Below are 20,440 nucleotides of genomic sequence, written 5' to 3'. Positions count from 1 at the left end.
GTATGACCACGACTCACTTCACCAAGGGCCACGGCACCGAAAACGACTTCGTCATCATCTCCGATCTGGACGCCACGACGCCCATCGCACCCGAGCGCGTCGCCGTACTCTGCGATCGCCGCGCCGGTATTGGCGGCGACGGCCTTCTGCGTGTCGTCCGCGCGGGCGCGCTCCTCGACGCCGGCGAGGTCGAGTCGATCGACTGCGACCGCGCGGACTGGTTCATGGACTACCGCAATGCGGACGGCTCCGTGGCCGAGATGTGCGGCAACGGCAGCCGCGTCTTTGCGCATTACCTGTGCGCCCACGGCCTCGTCGACGCAGATGAGTTCACCATCGGCACCCGCGCGGGCGCGAAACAGGTGAAGGTCCATTCCTTCGATGACTACGACGCGGTCGTTTCCATCGAGATGGGTGACGCTGTTGTCACCGGCGTGTCCACCGCGTCGATGGCGGGCACGAGCTTCGCCGGCCTGGGCGTCGACATGGGTAACCCGCACCTCGCCGCCGTCATCCCGTCGCTCACGCCTGAGGAACTCGCCGCCATGGACTTCGAGCAGCCCGTCTTCGACCACGAGTTCTTCCCCGCAGGCGTCAACGTCGAGGTCGTCACCCCGCTCGTCGACGGCGCCGTCCACATGCGCGTCTTCGAGCGCGGCGTCGGCGAGACTCGCTCTTGCGGTACGGGCACCGTCGCCGCGGCCCGCGCCGCGCTTGCCGATGCCGCCCAACCCACCGGCACCGTCGCCGTCAACGTTCCAGGCGGACAGGTCGTGGTGGACATCTTTGACGGCGGCTCGCGTCTTACCGGCCCGTCACGCCTCGTTGCGGAGGGCACGACGGTTCTCTAAAACCGCCAGACATTCGCCTTTCTGACGAAGGCGGCGAAGGCAATGTCGTAACAGCAATAACCCCAGGTCGCGGCTCGAGCGCCGATTTTATTGACCTGGGGTTATTGCTTTTGAGATAGTGCCTTCGCCCTGAAGTGGGCGTTAAAGCGTCATAAAGATGGGGCTAGGCGGAGTCGCGCCAGTCCTCATCCTCGTCAGAAGGGGCACCGGAACGCTGCTGCTTGTAGTCCGGGCCCAAGCGGAACGCGGCCTGACGGGCGGCGAGCCAGGATTCCTGGAGGCTCGCGGCGCGCTGATCAGTCACGCTCAAGATCTGCTCGAGCTGATTCGTGTCGAGCATGGGGGAGGCCAGACGAGCTGGGAGGCGCTTGAGGAAGCGCGATGCGGAGGCGAACTGGTAGTGGAAGGCCTCGATGTCCGGATCGTTGGTATCGAGATCGAGCAGAGCCGGGCGGTGAAGCGTGCGGTCCGCGATAATATCCGTGTCCTGGGAGACCTCGAAGTCCTCGAACTGCGCCATGACGTCCCGGATATCCTCGCTGGAGAGCTGGATGGACGTGCGCAGTGCGTCGTGCTCCGTGGACTCGGGACGGGCGCTCATCATGAGCAGCGCAGCGCCGACGAGAAGGAAAGAAATCATGAGCCCTGGCACCTTGAGCAGGGCGATGAGGATGACGCACGCGCCGAGCGTGAGCGCCATGGCCAGCGTGGAGCGACGTGAATAGGAACTCGAAAATAAGTCCATGTCACTGCCCTCCACGTGTAAATAAATAAATTCTTCCGGAATTCTACCGCACCGCGGCGGCGATGCCCAATGATAGGTGCCGCGTCAACTTTGTGTGGGTGCGGGATCAGGAAAGCGCGGCGCGGAGAATCCTGCGACGCGCTAGGGGTCGTCCTAGTGGCCGCCGCAACCGCAGCCGCCACCGCCGCAACCGCAGCCGCCGGTGGGCAAGTTGACGGAGGCGACGATCATCGCGCGGCCAGCGAGGACGGTGTCCTTGGCCGGGAGCTCGCCGTCACCGAAGGTAGCCGGCAGACAGAGATCGAAGGGGAAGAGACCGTCCATGACGAGGTGCATGAACTTCTCGCCCGTGAGCTGGTTGTGGCGCCACTCGGACTCCATGACGCGCGCTGCGAAGGTCGCGGCAGCGGTCGGCGTTGCGGCGGAACCGGCATTGACGATCGCGGCGCCCTCGGACTCGAAGGCGGATGGGAAGATGCCGGTGGCGGCCTCGTAGGCCTCGGCGGAGTCATAGGACTCGACGGCGACGCCCATGGCGGTGAGGCTCACCTGCTGCCATTCCTGCGTATCTTCCTCGGCGAGCAGCGGGCCCTGCGCCAGGTTCGCGGTGACCTGGGCCAGCGAGTTGCCAAACGGGTCGATGACGTCCATGTAGGACAAAACGTCGTTGACCATGTCGACGTGGGCGAAGGTCTGCGTGGTCGCCTCGAAGCCGATGAAGGTCGCGAAAGGCTCAACGGCCAGGATGTTGAGCTGTGCGCCCGACGGATCAGCGAATTGAATAAGCTGGCCGCCGCGGACCTCGCCGGTGACGGTGAGCTGGTTCGTGGCGATGGCGGCCTCAACGGCGTCCTGCCAACGGGAGTAGTTGAGGCCGATGGCCTGCATCTCCGGGTTAGCGGTGGTTTCAACAGGTGTGGTCATGGGGATCATCCTAGCGTGGGGGCCAATGTTTCCAGTAACTTTCAACCGTTGCGCGGGCGTGTTTATTCCCACAGGGTTCCCCGTACTTAATCAATGTGGGGATGCTGTGCGCTGTGGGCGAATTATTCACCGTTTTCCCGCGCGACGTGGAAAGATGGGAAAGCATATGACAGAGAAAGAAAAGCAATCCCACGAGGATCTCCTCGCCGCGGCCTTTCGCGACCATGCGGCGCGGGTGCACGGCGTGCGCCCCGCCGACCACGGAGACCCCACCACCGGCGAGCTCGACCTCGCCGAGCGTAACGCCTTCCGCCGCGTCACGAAGGCGACGACCATTCGTGCCGAAGACACCACTGACGGCTACGAGGTTGAGTACCGTAAGCTGCGCCTTGAGCAGGTCGTGCTCGTTGGCGTGTGGACCGAAGGCACCGTCGCCGAGGTCGAGGCCACCATGTCCGAGCTTGCCGCGCTCACAGAGACCGCTGGCGCCGAAGTCGTCGAGGCCCTCTACCAAAAGCGCGATAAGCCAGACCCAGGCACGTACGTTGGCTCGGGAAAGGTCAAGGAGCTCAAAGAAATCGTCATGGCCACCGGTGCCGATACCGTGGTCTGCGATGGTGAGCTCACCCCCGGCCAGCTCTCCGCGCTGGAGCGCGAGCTCGACACCAAGGTCATCGACCGCACCATGCTCATCCTTGATATCTTTGCGCAGCACGCGAAGTCCAAAGAGGGCAAGGCGCAGGTCTCCCTGGCCCAGCTCGAATACCTCTACACCCACACCCGTGGTTGGGGTGGCAACCTCTCGCGTCAGGCGGGCGGTCGCGCCGGCTCCAACGGCGGCGTGGGCCTGCGTGGTCCCGGTGAGACGAAGATCGAGACGGACCGTCGCCGCATTCGCACCCAGATGGCGCTGTTGCGCCGCGAGCTCAAGGCCATGAAGACCGCGCGCGAGGTCAAGCGTGCCCGCCGCGGGGCGTCGGCCATTCCGCAAATCGCCATCGCTGGCTACACGAACGCCGGCAAGTCGAGCCTGATCAACGCCATGACCGGCGCGGGCGTTCTCGTCGAGAACGCCCTGTTTGCCACCCTGGATCCCACCACGCGCCGCGCAGAGCTTGCCGATGGCCGCCAAGTCGTCTTTACAGACACCGTCGGGTTCGTTCGTCACCTGCCCACGCAGCTCGTGGAGGCCTTCAAGTCCACGCTCGAGGAGGTCCTCGCCGCGGATATCATACTCCACGTCGTCGATGGCTCGGACCCGTTCCCGCTCAAGCAGGTCGAGGCCGTGAACAAGGTCATCTACGACATCGTGCGCGAGACCGGCGAGGACGCCCCGCCAGAGATCATCGTCATCAACAAGATCGACGAGGCCGACCCGCTCGTGCTCGCGGAGCTGCGCCACGTCCTTGACCGCGACAACGTCGTATACGTCTCGGCGAAGACGGGGGAGGGCATCGACGAGCTCACCGCCCGCGTCGAGCTCTTCCTCAACGCCCGCGACGCTCACGTGCAGCTGCTCGTGCCGTTTACCCGCGGCGACGTCGTGGCCCGCGCCCACGCCGTGGGCACCGTGCGCTCCGAGTCCTACACCGAGGACGGCACGCTGCTCGACGTGCGCCTGCCCGTCGCCGTCGCGGACGAGCTCAAGGAGTTCCACGTCTCCGACGCCGCGTAGACGCAGCCGCCGAGGAGTTCACGTTTCCGTATTCGTCGCAGGTCGACCATAATGAGGGTTCGTGACTTACTCTCTAGGTTGGACCGTCCACGGTGACGGTAAGAAAATTGCTCCGGGCGCGGTTGTTGCGCCGGAAGAACGCTTGAGCTGGGGCCGGACCATCGGCATCGGCATGCAGCACGTCGTCGCCATGTTCGGCGCGACGCTACTCGTGCCGACGCTGACAGGCTTCCCCGTGAACACCACGCTGTTGTTCTCAGGTATCTCGACCATCCTCTTCCTCCTGATTACGCGCAACCGTTTGCCCTCGTACCTGGGCTCGTCCTTTGCGTTTATCGCACCGCTGTCGGCCTCGCAGTCTGAGGGCATTAGCGTCCAAGCGGGCTCTGTTCTCGTCACAGGCCTTGTCCTCGTGCTTGTCGGCTTTATCGTGAAGGCCGCCGGCCGCCGCGTCCTCGACGCTGTCATGCCGCCGGCCGTGACTGGCGCCATCGTCGCGCTCATCGGCCTGAACCTGGCACCGAGCGCTACCTCCAACTTCCAGACGCAGCCGCTCGTCGCTTTCGTCACCCTCGTCGCCATCATCGTCGCGACCGTGGGCGGCCGTGGCATGGTTTCCCGCCTGGGCATCCTCATTGGCGTTGTCATCGGATGGGTCTTCGCCGCTGTGACGGGCAACCTCGCGCCGGGCACCGCGCAGACCATCGCCGATGCTGACTGGATCGGTTGGCCGCAGTTCCACACGCCCTCCTTCCACCTCTCGGCCATCCTCGTGGCGCTGCCAGTCCTCGTCGTCCTCATCGCGGAGAACGTCGGCCACGTCAAGGCTGTGTCCGAGATGACCAAGCGCGACCTCGACGACCTCGCTGGCGACGCCCTCATCGCCGACGGCCTCGGCACTGCCATCGCGGGCGGCTTCGGCGGTTCCGGCACCACGACCTACGCGGAGAACATCGGCGTCATGGCCGCGACCCGCGTGTACTCGACGGCCGCGTACTGGGTTGCGGCACTCTTTGCCATCGCGCTCGCCTTCATCCCGAAGTTCGGCGCACTCATCTTCACCATCCCTACCGGCGTTCTCGGTGGCGCCACGCTCGTGCTCTACGGTCTCATCGGCATGCTCGGCATCCGCATCTGGATGGACAATAAGGTGAATTTCAACAACCCGGTCAACCTCACCTGCGCGGCCGTGGCACTGGTCGCCGGCATCGGCAACCTCACGCTCAATGTCGGCTCCGTCTCACTCGAGGGCATCGCCTGGGGCTCCGTGGGCGTTATCGTCGTCTACCCATTGGCCAGGTGGCTCTATGAGCGCATGGGTGAAGGACATGGAGCGAAATACTAATGGAGCCGCGTCCCATCCCGCGCCACACGGTGCTTGCCCTGCGCCGCGAGGTCACTGACCTCCGGACCTTCTTCGACGCCGCCTATCCGGTCCTCGCGCGCGTCCTCGAGGCCGCTGGCGTCGTTCCCGCCGCCTGCCGGGCCTACTATTTCTCGGCCCCCGACGAGAGCTTCGACGTCGCCGCTGCCTTCGTGCTTTCCGATGCCCATCGTGCCGCCGTCGCCACCGTCCTCGACGCCGCGGAGTACCCGGCGCAGCTCCTCGATTTTCCCGAGGGTTCCGCCGTGGTCGCGCGCTGTGAGCAGGACTACGCCCTGCTTCCCGAAGCATGGAACCAGTGTGAGACCGCCCTGCGCGAGTCCGGTCACGACCCTAGCGAGGTCGCCTTCGAGGATTACGTCCTCATGCCCGGACAGGACGGCGGCCCCGTGACGGACCTGTACTGGTACGTCTAACCCCGCCGCTGTTCTGCCTGCCCGCTGCCTCACCGCAGCGGGCTTTCACATGTCCCTGGCCGCCCACCGCACAGTCTTTGCGCGGATTTCACGACAACGAAGTCCTTGAGGTCCGCGTTCCGGGGCGCCTTCGTTGTCCTGAAAACCGAACCCGCGGACTTCGCGGAAGGGGAGACGGGATTTCACGACAACGAAGCGCCCGAATGTCCTCGGTTTTGAGGCCTTGGTTGTCGTGAAATCCGGGTACGCCAGGGGACAAGCCTTTTGAAAAACGCGAAAAGCGGGCCCGAGGGCCCGCTTGTCAGGATGAAGACTTAGGCGTCCAGGTCCTTCTCGATGAGAGCGGCGATCTTCTCGACAGCGTCCTCGTTGTCAGAGGTAACGGTGACCTCGTCGCCCTGCTCGGCACCGAGGGCCATGATCATCAGGGACGAGGCAGCGTCGGTCTCGTCGTCATCGTCGCCACCCACGAGGGTGAGGAAGATGTCCTCGTCGTACTCGCCAGCAGCATCAGCGATGATGGAAGCCGGACGAGCGTGCAGGCCGACGGAGGAACCAACCTTAACGGTCTTAGAAGCCATGGTATGTAAGTCCTTTCATACAGGGTAAATCGTTGTAAACCAGTGTACTCGTCCCCGGCCGGATGTGCCGGGGACCATACGTGAGAAGAATTACGCGGCGGTTGCTTCAGCCTTGGCGGCCTCGGCCTCGACCGTCTTGTTGGGCCAGAACTGCTTCATGGCGATGACCGCGAGGGTGGAGACGGCGATGCCGGCGAGCAGCGCGATGATCCAGCCCCAAATCGGGTCGATGGCGAAGAAGACGAAGATGCCGCCGTGCGGAGCACGGGAACCGACGTGGAAGGCCATGGACAGGGCACCGGTGACGGCGCCACCGGCCATCATGGACGGGATGACGCGCAGCGGGTCAGCCGCGGCGAACGGGATGGCACCCTCGGAGACGAAGGCCAGGCCCAGCAGCCAGGAAGACTTGCCGTTTTCTTGTTCGGCAGGGGTGAACAGGTTCTTGCGCAGGAACGTGGCGATGGACAGGGCAATCGGCGGGACCATACCGGCGGCCATGACGGCAGCCATAATCTGCATGGAGGCTTCGTCGCCCGTGGACAAGCCAGCGGTGGCGAAGAGGTAAGCCGCCTTGTTGACCGGGCCACCGAGGTCGAAGCACATCATGAGGCCGAGGATGATGCCAAGCAGGACGGCAGAGGAGCCGGACATGGACGACAGCCAGTTCTGCAGGCCGTTCATGATCGCCTCGAGCGGTGCGCCGAGGACGAGGTACATGAGCAGGCCGGTAACGAGGGAAGCAAACAGCGGGATGATGACGACCGGCATGAGGGAGCCCAGCCAGCGCGGGACCTTCCAGCTGCCGATCCACATGGCGACGAGACCAGCGATAAGACCAGTGACCAGACCACCGATGAAGCCGGCGCCCAGGGTCACGGCGATGGCGCCGCCCACAAACCCCGGTGCGATGCCCGGACGGCCAGCGAGCGCGAATGCGATGTAACCGGACAGGACCGCAACGATGAATCCCATCGCCGCTTGGCCGGTCGCGAAGAGTACCGCGCCGATGTAGAGCAGGAAGCCGGAGCGTTCGAAGGTCATCATCGTGCCATCGACCTCGACTTCGTGGCCTGGCAGGTTGGTCAGCGAGTACTGCGTAGAGATGGCGCCCCAACCGTTGGCCATGTCATAGCCGCCGAAGAGGAAGCCGAGGGCGAGCAGCAGACCGCCGGCGGCAACGAACGGCACCATGTAGGACACGCCCGTCATAATCGCCTGCTGGATGCGCTTGCCCCAGCCCAGGCCTGCGCCTTCTTCGTTTGCAGAGCTTGCCGATGCCGCCCCAGCGGTGCCGGCTACCTTGCGCGCGTTGGGATTCTTCGAGGCAGCGATGGCCTCGTCAATCATCTTGCCCGGCTCGTTGATGCCGCGCTTGACGCCGGACTCGATGACGGGCTTGCCCGCGAAGCGCTCGCGGTCGCGGACTCCCACGTCGGTGGCGAAGATGACGGCGTCAGCCGCGTCGATGGTCGCCTGGGACAGGGAGGCGTTATTGGAGGAACCCTGGGTCTCGACCTGCAGGTCGACGTCGGAACGCTCGGCGGCGGTCTGTGTGAGGGCATCGGCAGCCATATAGGTGTGGGCGATGCCGGTGGGGCAGGCCGTGACGGCGACGATACGCGTGACGTTGGCAGCCGGTGCGGCGGCTGCGGTAGCGGGGGCCTCGGCAGGCTGGGCCTTAGGCTTCTTCTCGGCGTTGACGACGTCGAGGACGAGCGTGACGATTTCTTCCTTGGTGGTAGCGTTGCGCAGGGCCTCCAGGAAGTCCTTCTTCACGAGCGCGCGGGCGAGCTTGGAGAGGATCTTGAGGTGTGCCTTGCCGCCGCCGGCGGGGGCTGCGATGAGGAAGACGAGGTGCGCGTCGCCGTCCGGGCCCGAAAAATCGACGCCCTGAGACAGGCGCGCGAACGCGAGGGTCGGCTCGGTGACAACCTCGGAACGGCAGTGGGGGATAGCCACGCCGCCGGGCACGCCGGTACCGGCCTGTGCCTCGCGGTTGATGGCGGGCTGCGCGAGTCCCTCGATGTCAGTCGCGCGGCCAGTGTCGTGGACGAGCGTGGCGAGGTTCGTAATGACCGATTCGACACTGTCACCAAAGTCGGCGTCAAGCGCGACCAGGTCGGTCGTAATCAGATCGGATGCCATGTCAGGCTCCTTACTTCATTTGTCTGGGGTGGATTACAGGGCAGAGACTGTGGTCTCTTCAATATTCAATTGTTCCGGGCGCGGAATCGTTGTGCCGGGCAGTCCGGCTGCCGCGGTGCCGTAGGCAACCGACTGAGCGAGTGAGTCCGCGAAGTTCTTGCCCTGGCTGCGTGCCAGGATGTAGCCAGCGAGAGAGGAGTCGCCTGCGCCGACGGTCGACTTGACCTCGACGGGCGGCGGGGTCGCAATCCAGGCGCCCTCCGGGGTAACGAGGACGGCGCCTGCGCCGCCCAAAGTGACGAGCACCTGGGGAATGCCGCGGGCGATGACCTCGCGCGCCGCCTCGACGACGCCGCTGAAGTCCCCGTCTTCCGCCTGGCGTTCGAGCGCCAGACCGTCGCGACCGGTGAGCTGTCCCAGCTCCAAGCCATTGGGCTTGATGAGGTCCGGCGCGGAGTCGTCCAGGCGGGCGCCGAGGGCCTCCATGGGGCCATCCGAAGTGTCGACGGCGATCTGCGCGTTGGGGTTGGCCGCTCGTACGGCGCGCACCAGGGTGGCGTACCAGTCCTTGTCCACGCCACGCGGCAGAGAACCGGCGAGGACAACCCAATCGGCCGTGGCCGCTGCGGCGCTCAAGCGGGCGACGAGCTCGGTCTGAGTGTCCTGAGACAGTGACGGTCCCAAGCCGTTGATCTTCGTGGTGCGGCCGTCCGGCTCCGTGATGGTGGAGTTCGTACGCACGGGATCCGTCATAGGGATATTCTCGAACGGGACTTCGGAATTCTCGACGAGACTGAGGAAGCCGTCGCGGTTCGCAGCCGGGAACAGCGCGAGCGTCGGTGCGCCTGCGAGATGCACGGCGTGGGAGACGTTAAGTCCCTTGCCGCCGGCGACGTGGCTATAAGCCACAGTGCGCTGGACGGCGCCGGGCTCCAGCGGTCCACCCAGCTCCAGGGTGGCGTCGACGCTGGGGTTCGGTGTCAGTGTGACGATCATCTAATAAACATCCCTCTCCGGATATTTCCGTATGCTGGTGTTTGTTGGCGTTTCTCCCGGATGATGGACACTCAGGGAAAACGCTCGTGAATTATATTTGCGGTCACTGTTGATTTTTGTCCGAATCTGTCCGTTTGTCAATGATTTCCTGTGATTTCAATTGATTTTGCGTCCGATTTGTGATGATCTAAACAAAAGACACCATTCGATATGAATGCAAGGGAGTTTCCACGCATGGAAAACGCATCTCAGTCCACTATCAAAGGTACCGGCGTCGTTTCGGGCGTCGCTTTTGCTGAGGCCGTCTGGGTACGACCCCGCCCCGCACTGCCGACCTCGGGCACGCCGATTGCCGAAGGCGAGGCCGCGGCAGAATTCGATCGCTTTAACGAGGCCGTGCTCACTGTCTCTGGTCGCCTGGAGACCCGCGCCGCGGGCGCGGAAGGCAACGCGGCTGAGGTGCTCAACGCGACCGCTGGCATGGTCAAGGACCGCGGCTGGCACAAGGCCGTGCGTAAGAACATCAACGCCGGCAATAACGCGGAATACGCCGTCGTCGGCGCGACCGATAAATTCATTGCCATGTTCGAGGCTGCGGGCGGCGTCATGGCTGAGCGCACGACCGACCTCAAGGACGTGCGTGACCGCGTTATTGCACAGCTGCGCGGCGAGCCGGAGCCCGGCCTGCCCACCGTTGAGGGCGAAGCCGTTCTCTTCGCCGATGACCTCGCGCCGGCCGATACCGCGACCCTCGACGGCACCCACATCAAGGCGCTCGTCACCGAGCTCGGCGGCCCGACCTCGCACACCGCGATCATTGCGCGTCAGCTCGACATCCCGTGCATCGTCGCCGTGGGCGCCAAGCTGCGCGACATCGAGCCGGGCACCAAAGTCTTCGTCGACGGTTCGTTGGGTACCGTGACCCTCGGTGCTGACCCGGCTACCTCTGAGGCCGCCGTCGCGGAGTACCGCGAGCGCGCCGCCAAGGTGGCGCAGTGGACCGGTCCGGCCCAGACCAAGGACGGCCACCGCTTCCAGCTGCTGGCCAATGTGGCAGACGGCAATGCCGCGCGCGTCGCCGCTGACACGCAGGCAGAAGGCATCGGCCTCTACCGCACGGAGATGTCCTTCCTGTCCGCGACGGAAGAGCCGACTGTTGACGAGCAGGCACGCATCTACGGCAAGGTCTTCGCTGCCTTCCCGCAGTCGAAGGTCGTTGTCCGTACGCTCGACGCAGGCTCGGATAAGCCGATTTCCTACGCCACCCTGGAGACCGAGGAAAACCCGGCTCTCGGTGTGCGCGGTCTGCGTATTGCCCGTGACAACGAGTCGCTTCTTACCCGCCAGCTCGACGCCATCGCGAAGGCCGCCGCTGAGCGTGACGAGAACGCTCCCACCTGGGTCATGGCTCCGATGGTCGCTACCTCTTCTGAAGCCAAGTGGTTCGCAGATCTGTGCCGTGAGCGCAACCTCACCGCGGGTGCGATGATTGAGGTCCCCGCCGCAGCGCTCATGGCCGACACCATCATGCCGTACCTCGACTTCGTGTCCATCGGTACCAATGACCTCACGCAGTACACCATGGCTGCGGACCGTCTGTCCCCGCAGCTGGCCTACCTCACCGACCCGTGGCAGCCGGCCGTGCTGCGTCTTATCCAGCACACCTGCGTTGTCGGCCGCGACAACAACGTGGCCGTGGGCGTCTGCGGCGAGGCCGCCGCTGATCCGATGCTCGCCGGCGTGCTCGTCGGATTGGGCGTGAACTCCCTGTCCTGCGCCGCCACCGCCGTCGCCGGTGTGGGCGCTCAGCTCTCCGAGCTCACCCTCGAGCAGTGCCAGAAGATCGCCGACATCGCCGTCAACTCCGTTGGCGCTTCTGAGGCCCGCGAGGCTGTCCGTGAGTACATTGCGAACCTCTAAGCGACTTCTGCAGCCGCTGCCGCCCGTGCCACGTGCACGGGCGGCTTTGTCGTCTTGGCCAGCACGTGCGTCTTAGCACGTGTCGGTCAAGCGGAACACGGCTGGAGACACCGAAACGCCCCAGCGGCTTATTGTGTAAACCGATGGGGCGTTGTGCAGTGGAGCGTGGGAAGTCTGGTCTACTTGTCGTCTACGACAACGACCTCAATCTCGCGGTCGCGCAGTTGGTCGATGAAGGACTGCGGTGCCCCGGAGTCCGTTATGACCACGTCAAGGTCAGCGATTGACGCGAAGCTCACGAGGTAGTCATTGCCCAGTTTCGTGGAGTCGCAGAGCACGACAACCTTGTGCGCGTGGGTAACGAACGCGGACTTCATTGCTGCCTCTTGGGAGTCTGCCGTGGACAGTCCGTGGTCGAGGGTGAGCGCGTTCGTACCGATGAAGGCGACGTCAGCGCGCATGAGCGCCATGGTGCGCAGCGCCGTATCGCCGACCACTGCCTGCGTGATGGCGCGGACCGTGCCGCCCAGCAGCTGGACCTCGGAGAGGCCATTGCTGGCCAGCGAGAGCGCAATAGGAAGGCTATTGGAAACGATGGACCAGCTGTGCGCGTTAGGCTGAACCGAGATGAGGTCAGCGAGTGCGTTGATAGTAGTGCCGGCGTCGAGAAAGATGGAGCCGCCCGGCTGCGGGAGGTAGTCCACCGCAGCGCGTGCGATGGCCGACTTGGCGGTTGACGCGGAGCGTGAGCGTGCGTCGAGGGTAAACTCCGCGGTCTGGAAAGACTGGGAAGCAACAGCGCCGCCGTGAACGCGGTGGACGACGCCATCGCGGTCGAGCACCGCTAAGTCGCGTCGAATGGTCTCCGCGGTGACATCGAATCTCTCGGAAAGTTCGGTGACGTTGACGCGCCCTTCGACGGCGGTCAACGAAGCAATCTGACGGCGGCGCTCCTCAGCGTACATGGCGGCATCACTTCTTTTACTCGGGGACAATTCCGGTCAACGCGTGGTGCAACGAAGAGGGGCAGTGCTGCGCAGGCCTCGGCGGGGAGCCGGGGGCTGGTGCGGCGCGGTGCACTGCATTGCTGCGGTCGCGTTGCCTTATGGGGATATATGGCTATTGTCCCAAAACACGCGTAAAACAAAGGCGTTCGGATCTAATCTCACATTGAGGTATGCGCCACATCGCCCCTAAAAATTGTTCTACATGGGATTTCGGCTGTGTCCGGACGTCAATCTGTGATGAGCGTCCATGCAGGTTTCGCCCCAATTAAGGGGTAAAAAACACGAGAAAAGGGTGGGTAATCCCACCCTTGGCGCGTAAAAGGTTATCCGATTAAATCTTGCGGAAAACGGACACGACCTTGCCCATAATGGTGGCATGAGTGCCGTCGATGGGGTCAAAGTCATCATTGTGCGGCAACAGCCACACGCCGGTAGAGTCACGGTGAAATTCCTTGACCGTCGCTTCATCGCCACCCAACAATGCTGCGACAAAGTCGCCTTCCTCGGCGGTGGACTGCGAGTGAACGATGACCCAGTCGCCATCGAGGATGCCCGCGTCCTTCATGGACTCGCCGACGACCTGGAGCATGTACAGATCCCCGGAGCCGACAATCTCGTCCGGCATGGGGAAGTACGTGTCCACGTTTTCCTCTGCCGTGATGGGGGCGCCCGCGGCAATGCGGCCGACGACCGGCACGTAGCTTACTCCCGAGGCCTCCGGCGGAACCGGCTGTGTGTCCGCAGACTTCGGTGCAGGGCCCGGCTTCTTCTTCTGATCGTGGAGGTGGCGAACGTCCACCGCGCGCGGCTTGTTCGGGTCACGGCGCAAAAATCCCTTTTCCTCCAGCTGCTTGAGCTGGTAGGCCACGGATGAGGTGGACTGTAGTCCGGTAGCGTCACCAATCTCGCGAATGCTCGGCGGATAACCGCGCAGCAGGACTGCGTCGCTGATGACTTCGAGGATGCGACGCTGGCGTTCGCTCAGCGTGGAAACGTCGGGCTTGCCGGTATTTTTTGCTGACTTGCGGGGCATGGGTTCAAGGCTCCTTTGGGTGGGGCGGAAAGTCGTGTGGTCGATGGGCGGGACGAACGTGCGGATACGGACTAGGCGTATAGGAACGAGCCGGAAGAAGGCTGGGCGGGGAACGTGATCCGCCGCGGTGCTACCTCCGAGTCGTGCCCGAGACGCGCGACTGCCATGAAATGGCTTCCCCTCTATTTTTAGCACGCTAAGCACGGATGTTCGAGAAATTTGCGCGATTTGTGGACAAATTTTCGAAAGCTTGCTATAAATCGAACATAGCAACTAATTCGAACATAACAGCGACCAACTTTCGAACATGTTCTTACCGCTTCGTATGATGGCCGCACACGACGAAAGGACTCTCTCATGGCTATCGCATTGAACACTACTCGCTTCGCGGCTCGTACCTCGTCTTTGGTTGACAATCACTCCGCCGCAGTCGTGCCGCCGGCGGCCGTGTGGGATGTTCCGGCGGGGCATCGTACTCCACGTCGAACTGGTGCCTACGGCGGGAGCGTTCGAACGCTAGATATCGAACGCCGGAGCGGTCATGGACCAGCATCCGTGCGTCCTCGCACTGCTCGTGTTGACGTTTCGAACACGGAGGAGAGGGACTCGTTGCGCGGCGGCGCGGTGCTCGGTGCTGTGTTTGGAGCAGCGCTCTTCTTCACCATCGTCTTCGGCGGAGGCGCCGCGGAAGAGACCATGACTGGTGCGGATATGGCGCCGCAGGCAGAAATGGCCGCCGTCAACGTTGCACGTTAGGCCGCTTGGTTACGGGGGAGGTAGGGAAAGCTCCGCTTGGGGACGTCACGGCGCGGCATGCCGGGGACGTTCGCAAGCGAGACATAAGTAAATAGGGCCCGCGAGGGCAGGGCGCTACACTGGGACATCGAATCCGTACCGCACCCATGGCCGCACAGGTGGCCGTGGTCGCTGCGGCACCGTGGAGAGGAGTCCCAGTGTATTGCCCGTTTTGCCACAATGAACAGTCGCGCGTCATCGACTCACGCGTCGTGGACGCGGGCACGGCCATTCGCCGGCGCCGCGAATGCACGAACTGCTCGGGTCGCTTCACGACCGTGGAGAAGGCCGTGCTGCTCGTGGTCAAGCGCAATGGCGTAACGGAGCCGTTTAGCCGCGACAAACTCATCCGCGGGGTGCGACGCGCATGCCAGGGACGCCATGTGCCGGATGACGCGTTGAAGCGCCTGGCCCAAGAAGTCGAGGAGACCGTGCGCAGCCACGGCAGTTCCCAGGTCAACGCCAACGACATCGGTTTGGCGATTCTCGAGCCGCTGCGACATCTCGACGAGGTGGCCTATCTGCGCTTCGCGTCGGTGTATAAGTCCTTCGAAAGCGCGGACGACTTCGAGTCCGAGATTCGCCTCATGAAGCGTCGCGACCGCGCAGACAGTTAAAAGAGCCGGGTCGTGCGCACTGTGCCCGGATGCATAGAGCAAAAAGGGGCGGGGCGATCTTATTTATGAGAGCACCCCGGCCCGACGCGTTGCCGTGGGGCGCTGCTTAGCGCAGCTTGTCCACGGCCTTTTGCACGCGACGTAGCGAGATGGGGCGCGCGGTGCCGAGGCGCTGAGCGAAGAGGGAGACGCGCAGTTCCTCGATCATCCAGGGGATCTCCTTGACCTCGCGGGTCTTCTCGCGGCCAGCGGGGAGGTTGCGCAGTCGGTTCTTCAGGTAGGCGTAGGCCTCGTCGATCTCTGCCTGGCGGTCGGCATCTTTGTCAGGGTCCATGCCCATTTCCTCCAAGCGGATACGCATGGCGGCAACGTAGCGCGGCAGGTGCTGCAGATGGACGAGCCCGTGGACCGTGACGGCGTTACGCGGCAGCAGGAACTCGAGCTGGCGGCGCATATCGTCGATGGCGGGGCCTTCCCACTTGGCGAGCTCCGTGACGACGTCGGCGTATTCCACGAGACCGGGCGCGAGCGCGACGACGGTACGGCGCACGGCACCGGGGACATCGGGCTTGACCTTGGCGCGCAGCTTTTCAAATTCCTCGGGTGAGCGCACGGGACCGCCGGCGGACATCATGAGGTCGCGGATTGCGGCGACGCGGGCGTCGTCGACGAGCCCCTGGGCGCCGCCGTGAGGATAGGAGTCCACGGCGACCCGCTGTTGCAAGGGCAGCCCCTTGACCATGGGCCCAGCCTGCACGTGGATATCGCGCATGAGCAGGGTGAGTGTGGTGGTGAGCATGGCGGCATCGGCAGCAGCCTTGGTCGGGTGAACCTTGATCTCCACGCCATCCTTGGTGGCGACGAGCGCTGGATAGGCTTGGACCTCGTGGCCGTCGACGACGGTGGAGATGGTCTCCTCCACGGTGCCGAGGGTCTGCGCGTTCCATTCCTTTACGGCCTTGGACTCGGACGTGCGGCTCACGCGGGACACGGAGGACTTGATGGAACCGGCTTGGCGCTCGACGAGGGCGGCTAAGTCGCGGTCGGAGTCTACGACCTTGCCGCGCTTGTCGATGGCCGCGTAGTTCATTTTCAGGTGCGCGGGCAGAGCGGACGGGCGGAAGTCCTCGGCCTGAATGCCGGAGCCGCCGAGCTCATGGAGGACAGCGGCAAGTTGCTGCGTGACGGTGCCTTCGTAAGGGATGACGCGGTCGAGCGCGCGCTCGGCGAACTCGGGTGCAGGAACGACGGTACGGCGCAGGGCCTTGGGCAGGGTGCGGATGAGCTCGGTGAGCAGCTCCAAGCGCAGACCTGGGACCAGCCAATCGAAGCCCTCGGTGTCAAGACCCGCGAGCAACGGGATGGGCACCATGAGGGTGACGCCATCGAGAGGATCGCCCGGTTCAAACTTGTACGTGAGGTCGTAGTCGATAGACCCCTTGAGCCAGCGGTCAGGGAATGCTTCCTCCGTGACGCCGGCGTCGTCTTCCACGAGCTTCGCGGGATCGAAGTCGAGGAGGTCGGGGTGCTTCTGGCGCTCCTTCTTCCACCAGGAGTCGAAATGGCGGCCGGTCGTAATCTTTGCGGGCAGGCGCGAGTCGTAGAAGTCGAAGAGCCTGTCCTCGTCGACCACGAGTCCGCGGCGGCGTGCCTTCTCCTCGTATTCGGCGGCGTCTTCCAAGGCCTGCGCGTTCTTCTTAAAGAATGTGTGGTGCGTGTTCCAGTCGCCAGCGATGAGGGCCTCGCGGATGAACATGTCGCGCGCGGCTACCGGATCGACGCGGTGGTAGGGCACGAGGCGGTCGTTGAAGATGGGAACGCCGTAGAGCGTCGCCTTCTCATGTGCCATGGCGGCAGCGCGTTTGCGCGACCACGTGGGCTCCGAATAATGGCGCTTGAGCAGATCAGCGCCGAGCTTTTCCACCCAGGCGGGATCGATGGCGGCGACGTCGCGGGCCCAGAGGCGGGAGGTCTCCACGAGCTCGGAGGCCATGAGGAACTCCGGCGGCTTCTTCGCGAGTGCGGAGCCGGGGAAGACGAGGAAGCGCGTGTTGCGCGCACCCTGGAATTCCTTGGAGTTGCCGTCGCGCGCGCCGATGTTGGACAGCAGGCCGGACAGCAGGGACATGTGGATACGGTCATCATCCCTGGAGGAGGACTCATTAAACTGCCAGCCCAGCTGCTTTGCCACGTCACGCAGCTGGCGCACCAAGTCGAACCACTCGCGGATGCGCATGTAGTGGAGGTATTCCTTCTTCATGCGCTTGCGGAAGGCGTTGCCGGACTGTTCATCACGGGTTTCCACGATGTAGTCCCACAGCTTGAGCATCGCCAAGAAATCGGACTTCTTGTCCTTGAAGCGGGCGTGGGCTTGGTCGGCCTGGGCCTTGAATTCGGTGGGGCGTTCGCGTACGTCCTGGATGGTCATGGCGGCGACGATGACGATGACGTCCTCGAGGCAGCCGGTGGTGTGGGCTTCGACGAGCATGCGGGCCATGCGCGGATCGACGGGGATGCGCGCAAGGTCGCGGCCGATTGGGGTGAGGACGGGCAGGCCGTTTTTCTCCTCGTCCTTGAGAGCGGAGAGCTCGTGCAGGAGGAGTAGACCGTCGCGGATGGCCTTCTGGTCCGGCGGCTGGACGAAGGGGAACTCGGAGATATCGCCCAGTCGCAGCGAGATCATCTGCAGGATGACGCTGGCCAGGTTGGTACGCAGGATTTCCGGATCGGTGAACTCGGGACGCGAGTTGAAATCGTCCTCGGAGTAGAGGCGGATGGCGATACCGTCGGCGACACGGCCACAGCGGCCGGAGCGCTGGTTGGCGCTGGCCTGCGAGATGGGCTCAATCGGCAGGCGCTGGACCTTGGTGCGCGTGGAATAGCGAGAGATGCGCGCGGTGCCGGTGTCCACGACGTAGCGGATGCCGGGGACGGTCAGGGAGGTCTCCGCGATATTGGTGGACAGCACAATCCGCCGTCCGCGGTGCGAGGAGAACACGCGGTGCTGTTCCTCGTTGGACAGGCGTCCGAACAGGGGTGTGACCTCCACTCCGCGCCATCTGCGGCCTTCGATGGCCTCCATCGCGTCACGGATGTCGCGCTCGCCAGGGAAGAAGCAGAGGATATCGCCCTCGCCTTCGGCCATGAGCTCCTCGATGGCCTCGCACAGTCCGTCAAGAGGATCTTGGTCCACCATCTTGCCGCCGGCCTCGAACTCGAGGGGACGGTAGCGAATCTCGACGGGGAAGGTGCGCCCAGAGACCTCAATAATTGGCGCCGGCGTCCCATCCTGGGACGCGAAATGGGACGCAAAGCGCTCCGGGTCAATCGTCGCCGACGTAATGATGACCTTGAGGTCCGGACGCTTGGGCAACAGGCGCTTCAAATAGCCCAGCAGGAAGTCGATATTCAGCGAACGTTCGTGCGCCTCGTCAATAATGATCGTGTCATAGGCGTTGAGGAAGCGGTCGCGCTGCATCTCCGCGAGCAGAATACCGTCCGTCATGAGCTTGACCGCAGTCGTTTTCGACACGCGGTCGTCGAAGCGGATGGCGTAGCCAACGGTCTCGCCGATCTTCTGATCCAGCTCGTGCGCGATGCGCTCGGCGACGGTGCGTGCGGCCAGACGACGGGGCTGCGTGTGACCGATGAGTCCGCGGCGTCCGCGGCCGAGTTCCAAGCAGATCTTGGGGATCTGCGTGGTCTTACCGGAACCGGTTTCACCAGCGATAATGACGACTTGGTTGTCGCGGATGGCCTCCGCGATGTCCTCCTTGCGCGCCGAGACGGGCAGCGCGTCGGGGTAGGTGATCTCCGGAACGGAGGCATCGATAAGCGCGACGCGCTCCTGGGCCGCCTCGATGTCGCGGCCGAAAGCGGTGCGGGCGCCCTCAGAGCGGGCCTTGTGGAGCCGGCGCTTGAAACTGCGCGCCTCAGCGAGGGATACCTTCTCAAGCGCGGCGAAGAGTTCCTCGCGCGAAGGGGCTGTGGTGTTTTCAGACATAGTTGCGCCCCAGTCTACCCGCCGCTGCGCGTAGCTTTCCGATGCCGCCGTGCCCGGCGCCCCGCAGCCTCCCGCGCTGTGGATTGTGAGCACATCAGTGGCGGTTCTTCGTTACTCTAGAACCGTTCAGCAGCGCGGGGAGAGTCCCCGTAGCAACAACGTGTGAGGAGCAGTGACGTGACGAACCCACAGGATCCACGCAATCCGTTCGGCGGCGGTGACTACAACTCTGACGGCACTGGTGAGAACGGTGGTGTCTACGGAAACGGCGGAAACTATGGCTACGGTGAGTATGGCCCCACGAATCACCCGGAGGACGCGCCGGGCTTTGGCCAGCATCCCGCGGGCGGAATTCCGAACTACCCGGGCTACCCGGGGAAGGACGGCTGGGCGATTCCGGGCGGCCAGCCGGGGCCGGGCTACCAGGGCTACAGCGCGAACGAGGCGCTCTTCGGTTACGGCGGCGCGGCGACCGTGAAGGCCGGGCCCGGGACGTCCGTCACGGATGCCATCGGCTGGGGCTTCAGGGCGACGTTCGGCAACGCCAAGCTGTGGATCGTCGGCGGTCTTGTCTACTTCCTGGCTGCCGCGGCCTTCGGCGCGCTGGGCGCTGCGATCGGCGGCGATGAGGGCTCGAATACATTTGTCGATGTCGTTTCCGGCATTCTGTCGCTCGTCGTCATGCCGTTCATCCTCCGGTTGGCGCTGTGGCAGATCGATGACCCCACGACGGAGTGGGGCTTCGTTGGCCGTGACGTGAAGTTCTGGCCGACATTGGGTGCGGGGCTTGTCGCCTCCATCATCCCGGGCATCGTGACCTTCGCGCTTATCGCGGCGCCGTTGTTCGGCATGATCGACATCATCGACAAGCCGGGTGTGAGCGATGATGAGCTCTTTGCGGCGTTGGGCTCGTTGCTGCTCATGCTGCTCGTCGTTCTCGTGGTCACCGTGATCATGACCCCGCTGTTCCTGCTGATGCAGTGGCACGCGGCGGACGGCGCCAGCGTCAAGGACGCCATCGTGCAGGGCTTCCGTGCCGGCCTGCGTCACTTCTTCCCGCTGCTCGGCTTCACCCTGCTCATGGGTCTCATCATGATGTTTGGCCTCATCGTGACCTTGGGTCTCGGCGCGTGTGTGCTGCTCCCGGCGTATACGCTGGGCACTGCACACTACTACCGCCAGGTCGTGGGTGGCGAGATTCCCGCAGCAGGCCGCAAGGCATAGCCGCCTCCACGTATACAGCGAAGCGGGGGGGGCCGGGGGGGGGGGGGGGGGGGGGGGGTGGGGCGGGGGGGGGGGGGGGGGGGTGTGGGTGGGGGGGGGGGGGGGGGCGGGGGGGCGGGGG

General features: G+C 64.2%; 16 protein-coding genes. 8 read left to right on the top strand and 8 right to left on the bottom strand.

Annotated elements, in window-relative coordinates:
* The first annotated feature begins 2 nt into the window (after window positions 1–2).
* Complete coding sequence (gene dapF / locus ABJ196_RS07310; RefSeq protein ID WP_347305855.1) at window positions 3–851, top strand: diaminopimelate epimerase; 849 nt, start codon at window positions 3–5, stop codon at window positions 849–851.
* A gap of 163 nt (window positions 852–1,014) precedes the next feature.
* On the opposite strand, the gene ABJ196_RS07305 is transcribed toward dapF, so the two are convergent.
* Window positions 1,015–1,596 carry a hypothetical protein gene (locus ABJ196_RS07305; RefSeq protein WP_347305854.1) on the bottom strand — a complete coding sequence of 194 codons (582 nt, stop codon included), beginning with the start codon at window positions 1,594–1,596 and terminating at the stop codon, window positions 1,015–1,017.
* Between the two features lie 153 nt (window positions 1,597–1,749).
* On the bottom strand, window positions 1,750–2,529 hold the full coding sequence (locus ABJ196_RS07300; protein ID WP_347305853.1) for a hypothetical protein: 780 nt from the start codon (window positions 2,527–2,529) through the stop codon (window positions 1,750–1,752).
* A gap of 157 nt (window positions 2,530–2,686) precedes the next feature.
* Here ABJ196_RS07300 and hflX point away from each other — a divergent pair, with 157 nt between their 5' ends.
* From hflX to ABJ196_RS07285, 3 genes are all read left to right on the top strand, one after another.
* The gene (gene hflX / locus ABJ196_RS07295) at window positions 2,687–4,195 is read left to right on the top strand and encodes a GTPase HflX (protein WP_347305852.1); all 1,509 of its coding nucleotides are present in this window, start codon (window positions 2,687–2,689) and stop codon (window positions 4,193–4,195) included.
* 61 nt (window positions 4,196–4,256) lie between these two features.
* Complete coding sequence (locus tag ABJ196_RS07290; protein WP_347305851.1) at window positions 4,257–5,540, top strand: solute carrier family 23 protein; 1,284 nt, start codon at window positions 4,257–4,259, stop codon at window positions 5,538–5,540.
* Window positions 5,540–5,995 carry a hypothetical protein gene (locus ABJ196_RS07285; protein WP_347305850.1) on the top strand — a complete coding sequence of 152 codons (456 nt, stop codon included), beginning with the start codon at window positions 5,540–5,542 and terminating at the stop codon, window positions 5,993–5,995. Before ABJ196_RS07290 ends, ABJ196_RS07285 begins: the two co-directional genes overlap by 1 nt.
* A 314-nt stretch (window positions 5,996–6,309) precedes the next feature.
* Here ABJ196_RS07285 and ABJ196_RS07280 read toward each other — a convergent pair whose 3' ends face one another.
* From ABJ196_RS07280 to ABJ196_RS07270, 3 genes are all read right to left on the bottom strand, one after another.
* Window positions 6,310–6,576: an HPr family phosphocarrier protein gene (locus ABJ196_RS07280; RefSeq protein ID WP_066486533.1), complete on the bottom strand. Its 267-nt coding sequence runs from the start codon at window positions 6,574–6,576 to the stop codon at window positions 6,310–6,312.
* A 90-nt stretch (window positions 6,577–6,666) separates the two neighbouring features.
* Window positions 6,667–8,724, bottom strand: a complete 2,058-nt coding sequence (locus tag ABJ196_RS07275) for a fructose-specific PTS transporter subunit EIIC (protein WP_347305849.1) — start codon at window positions 8,722–8,724, stop codon at window positions 6,667–6,669.
* Between the two features lie 33 nt (window positions 8,725–8,757).
* Window positions 8,758–9,720, bottom strand: a complete 963-nt coding sequence (locus ABJ196_RS07270) for a 1-phosphofructokinase family hexose kinase (RefSeq protein ID WP_347305848.1) — start codon at window positions 9,718–9,720, stop codon at window positions 8,758–8,760.
* Between the two features lie 234 nt (window positions 9,721–9,954).
* Here ABJ196_RS07270 and ptsP point away from each other — a divergent pair, with 234 nt between their 5' ends.
* A complete protein-coding gene (gene ptsP / locus ABJ196_RS07265; RefSeq protein ID WP_347305847.1) occupies window positions 9,955–11,640 on the top strand; it encodes a phosphoenolpyruvate--protein phosphotransferase in 1,686 nt (561 codons plus the stop codon).
* 179 nt (window positions 11,641–11,819) lie between these two features.
* Here ptsP and ABJ196_RS07260 read toward each other — a convergent pair whose 3' ends face one another.
* Together ABJ196_RS07260 and lexA are read right to left on the bottom strand one after the other, a co-directional pair.
* The gene (locus ABJ196_RS07260) at window positions 11,820–12,605 is read right to left on the bottom strand and encodes a DeoR/GlpR family DNA-binding transcription regulator (RefSeq protein ID WP_347305846.1); all 786 of its coding nucleotides are present in this window, start codon (window positions 12,603–12,605) and stop codon (window positions 11,820–11,822) included.
* Window positions 12,606–12,978: 373 nt separating this feature from the next.
* Complete coding sequence (gene lexA, locus ABJ196_RS07255; protein ID WP_347305845.1) at window positions 12,979–13,680, bottom strand: transcriptional repressor LexA; 702 nt, start codon at window positions 13,678–13,680, stop codon at window positions 12,979–12,981.
* 555 nt (window positions 13,681–14,235) lie between these two features.
* Here lexA and ABJ196_RS07250 point away from each other — a divergent pair.
* Together ABJ196_RS07250 and nrdR are read left to right on the top strand one after the other, a co-directional pair.
* The gene (locus ABJ196_RS07250; RefSeq protein ID WP_347305844.1) at window positions 14,236–14,436 is read left to right on the top strand and encodes a hypothetical protein; all 201 of its coding nucleotides are present in this window, start codon (window positions 14,236–14,238) and stop codon (window positions 14,434–14,436) included.
* Between the two features lie 197 nt (window positions 14,437–14,633).
* Window positions 14,634–15,092 carry a transcriptional regulator NrdR gene (gene nrdR / locus ABJ196_RS07245; RefSeq protein WP_347305843.1) on the top strand — a complete coding sequence of 153 codons (459 nt, stop codon included), beginning with the start codon at window positions 14,634–14,636 and terminating at the stop codon, window positions 15,090–15,092.
* Between the two features lie 106 nt (window positions 15,093–15,198).
* Here the strand turns inward: nrdR and hrpA are convergent, their stop codons facing one another.
* Window positions 15,199–19,095 carry an ATP-dependent RNA helicase HrpA gene (gene hrpA, locus ABJ196_RS07240; protein WP_347305842.1) on the bottom strand — a complete coding sequence of 1,299 codons (3,897 nt, stop codon included), beginning with the start codon at window positions 19,093–19,095 and terminating at the stop codon, window positions 15,199–15,201.
* 177 nt (window positions 19,096–19,272) lie between these two features.
* On the opposite strand from hrpA, the gene ABJ196_RS07235 reads away from it, so the two are divergent.
* Window positions 19,273–20,319 carry a hypothetical protein gene (locus ABJ196_RS07235; RefSeq protein ID WP_347305841.1) on the top strand — a complete coding sequence of 349 codons (1,047 nt, stop codon included), beginning with the start codon at window positions 19,273–19,275 and terminating at the stop codon, window positions 20,317–20,319.
* The last annotated feature ends 121 nt before the right edge of the window (window positions 20,320–20,440 follow it).

Origin of the sequence: Corynebacterium sp. SA-MJD20WY100 (assembly GCF_039822565.1) — a bacterium.
Lineage (GTDB): Bacteria > Actinomycetota > Actinomycetes > Mycobacteriales > Mycobacteriaceae > Corynebacterium > Corynebacterium phoceense_A.
The sequence above is the reverse complement of the archived record's forward strand: the minus strand, read 5'-3'. Positions and strand labels throughout refer to the sequence as shown.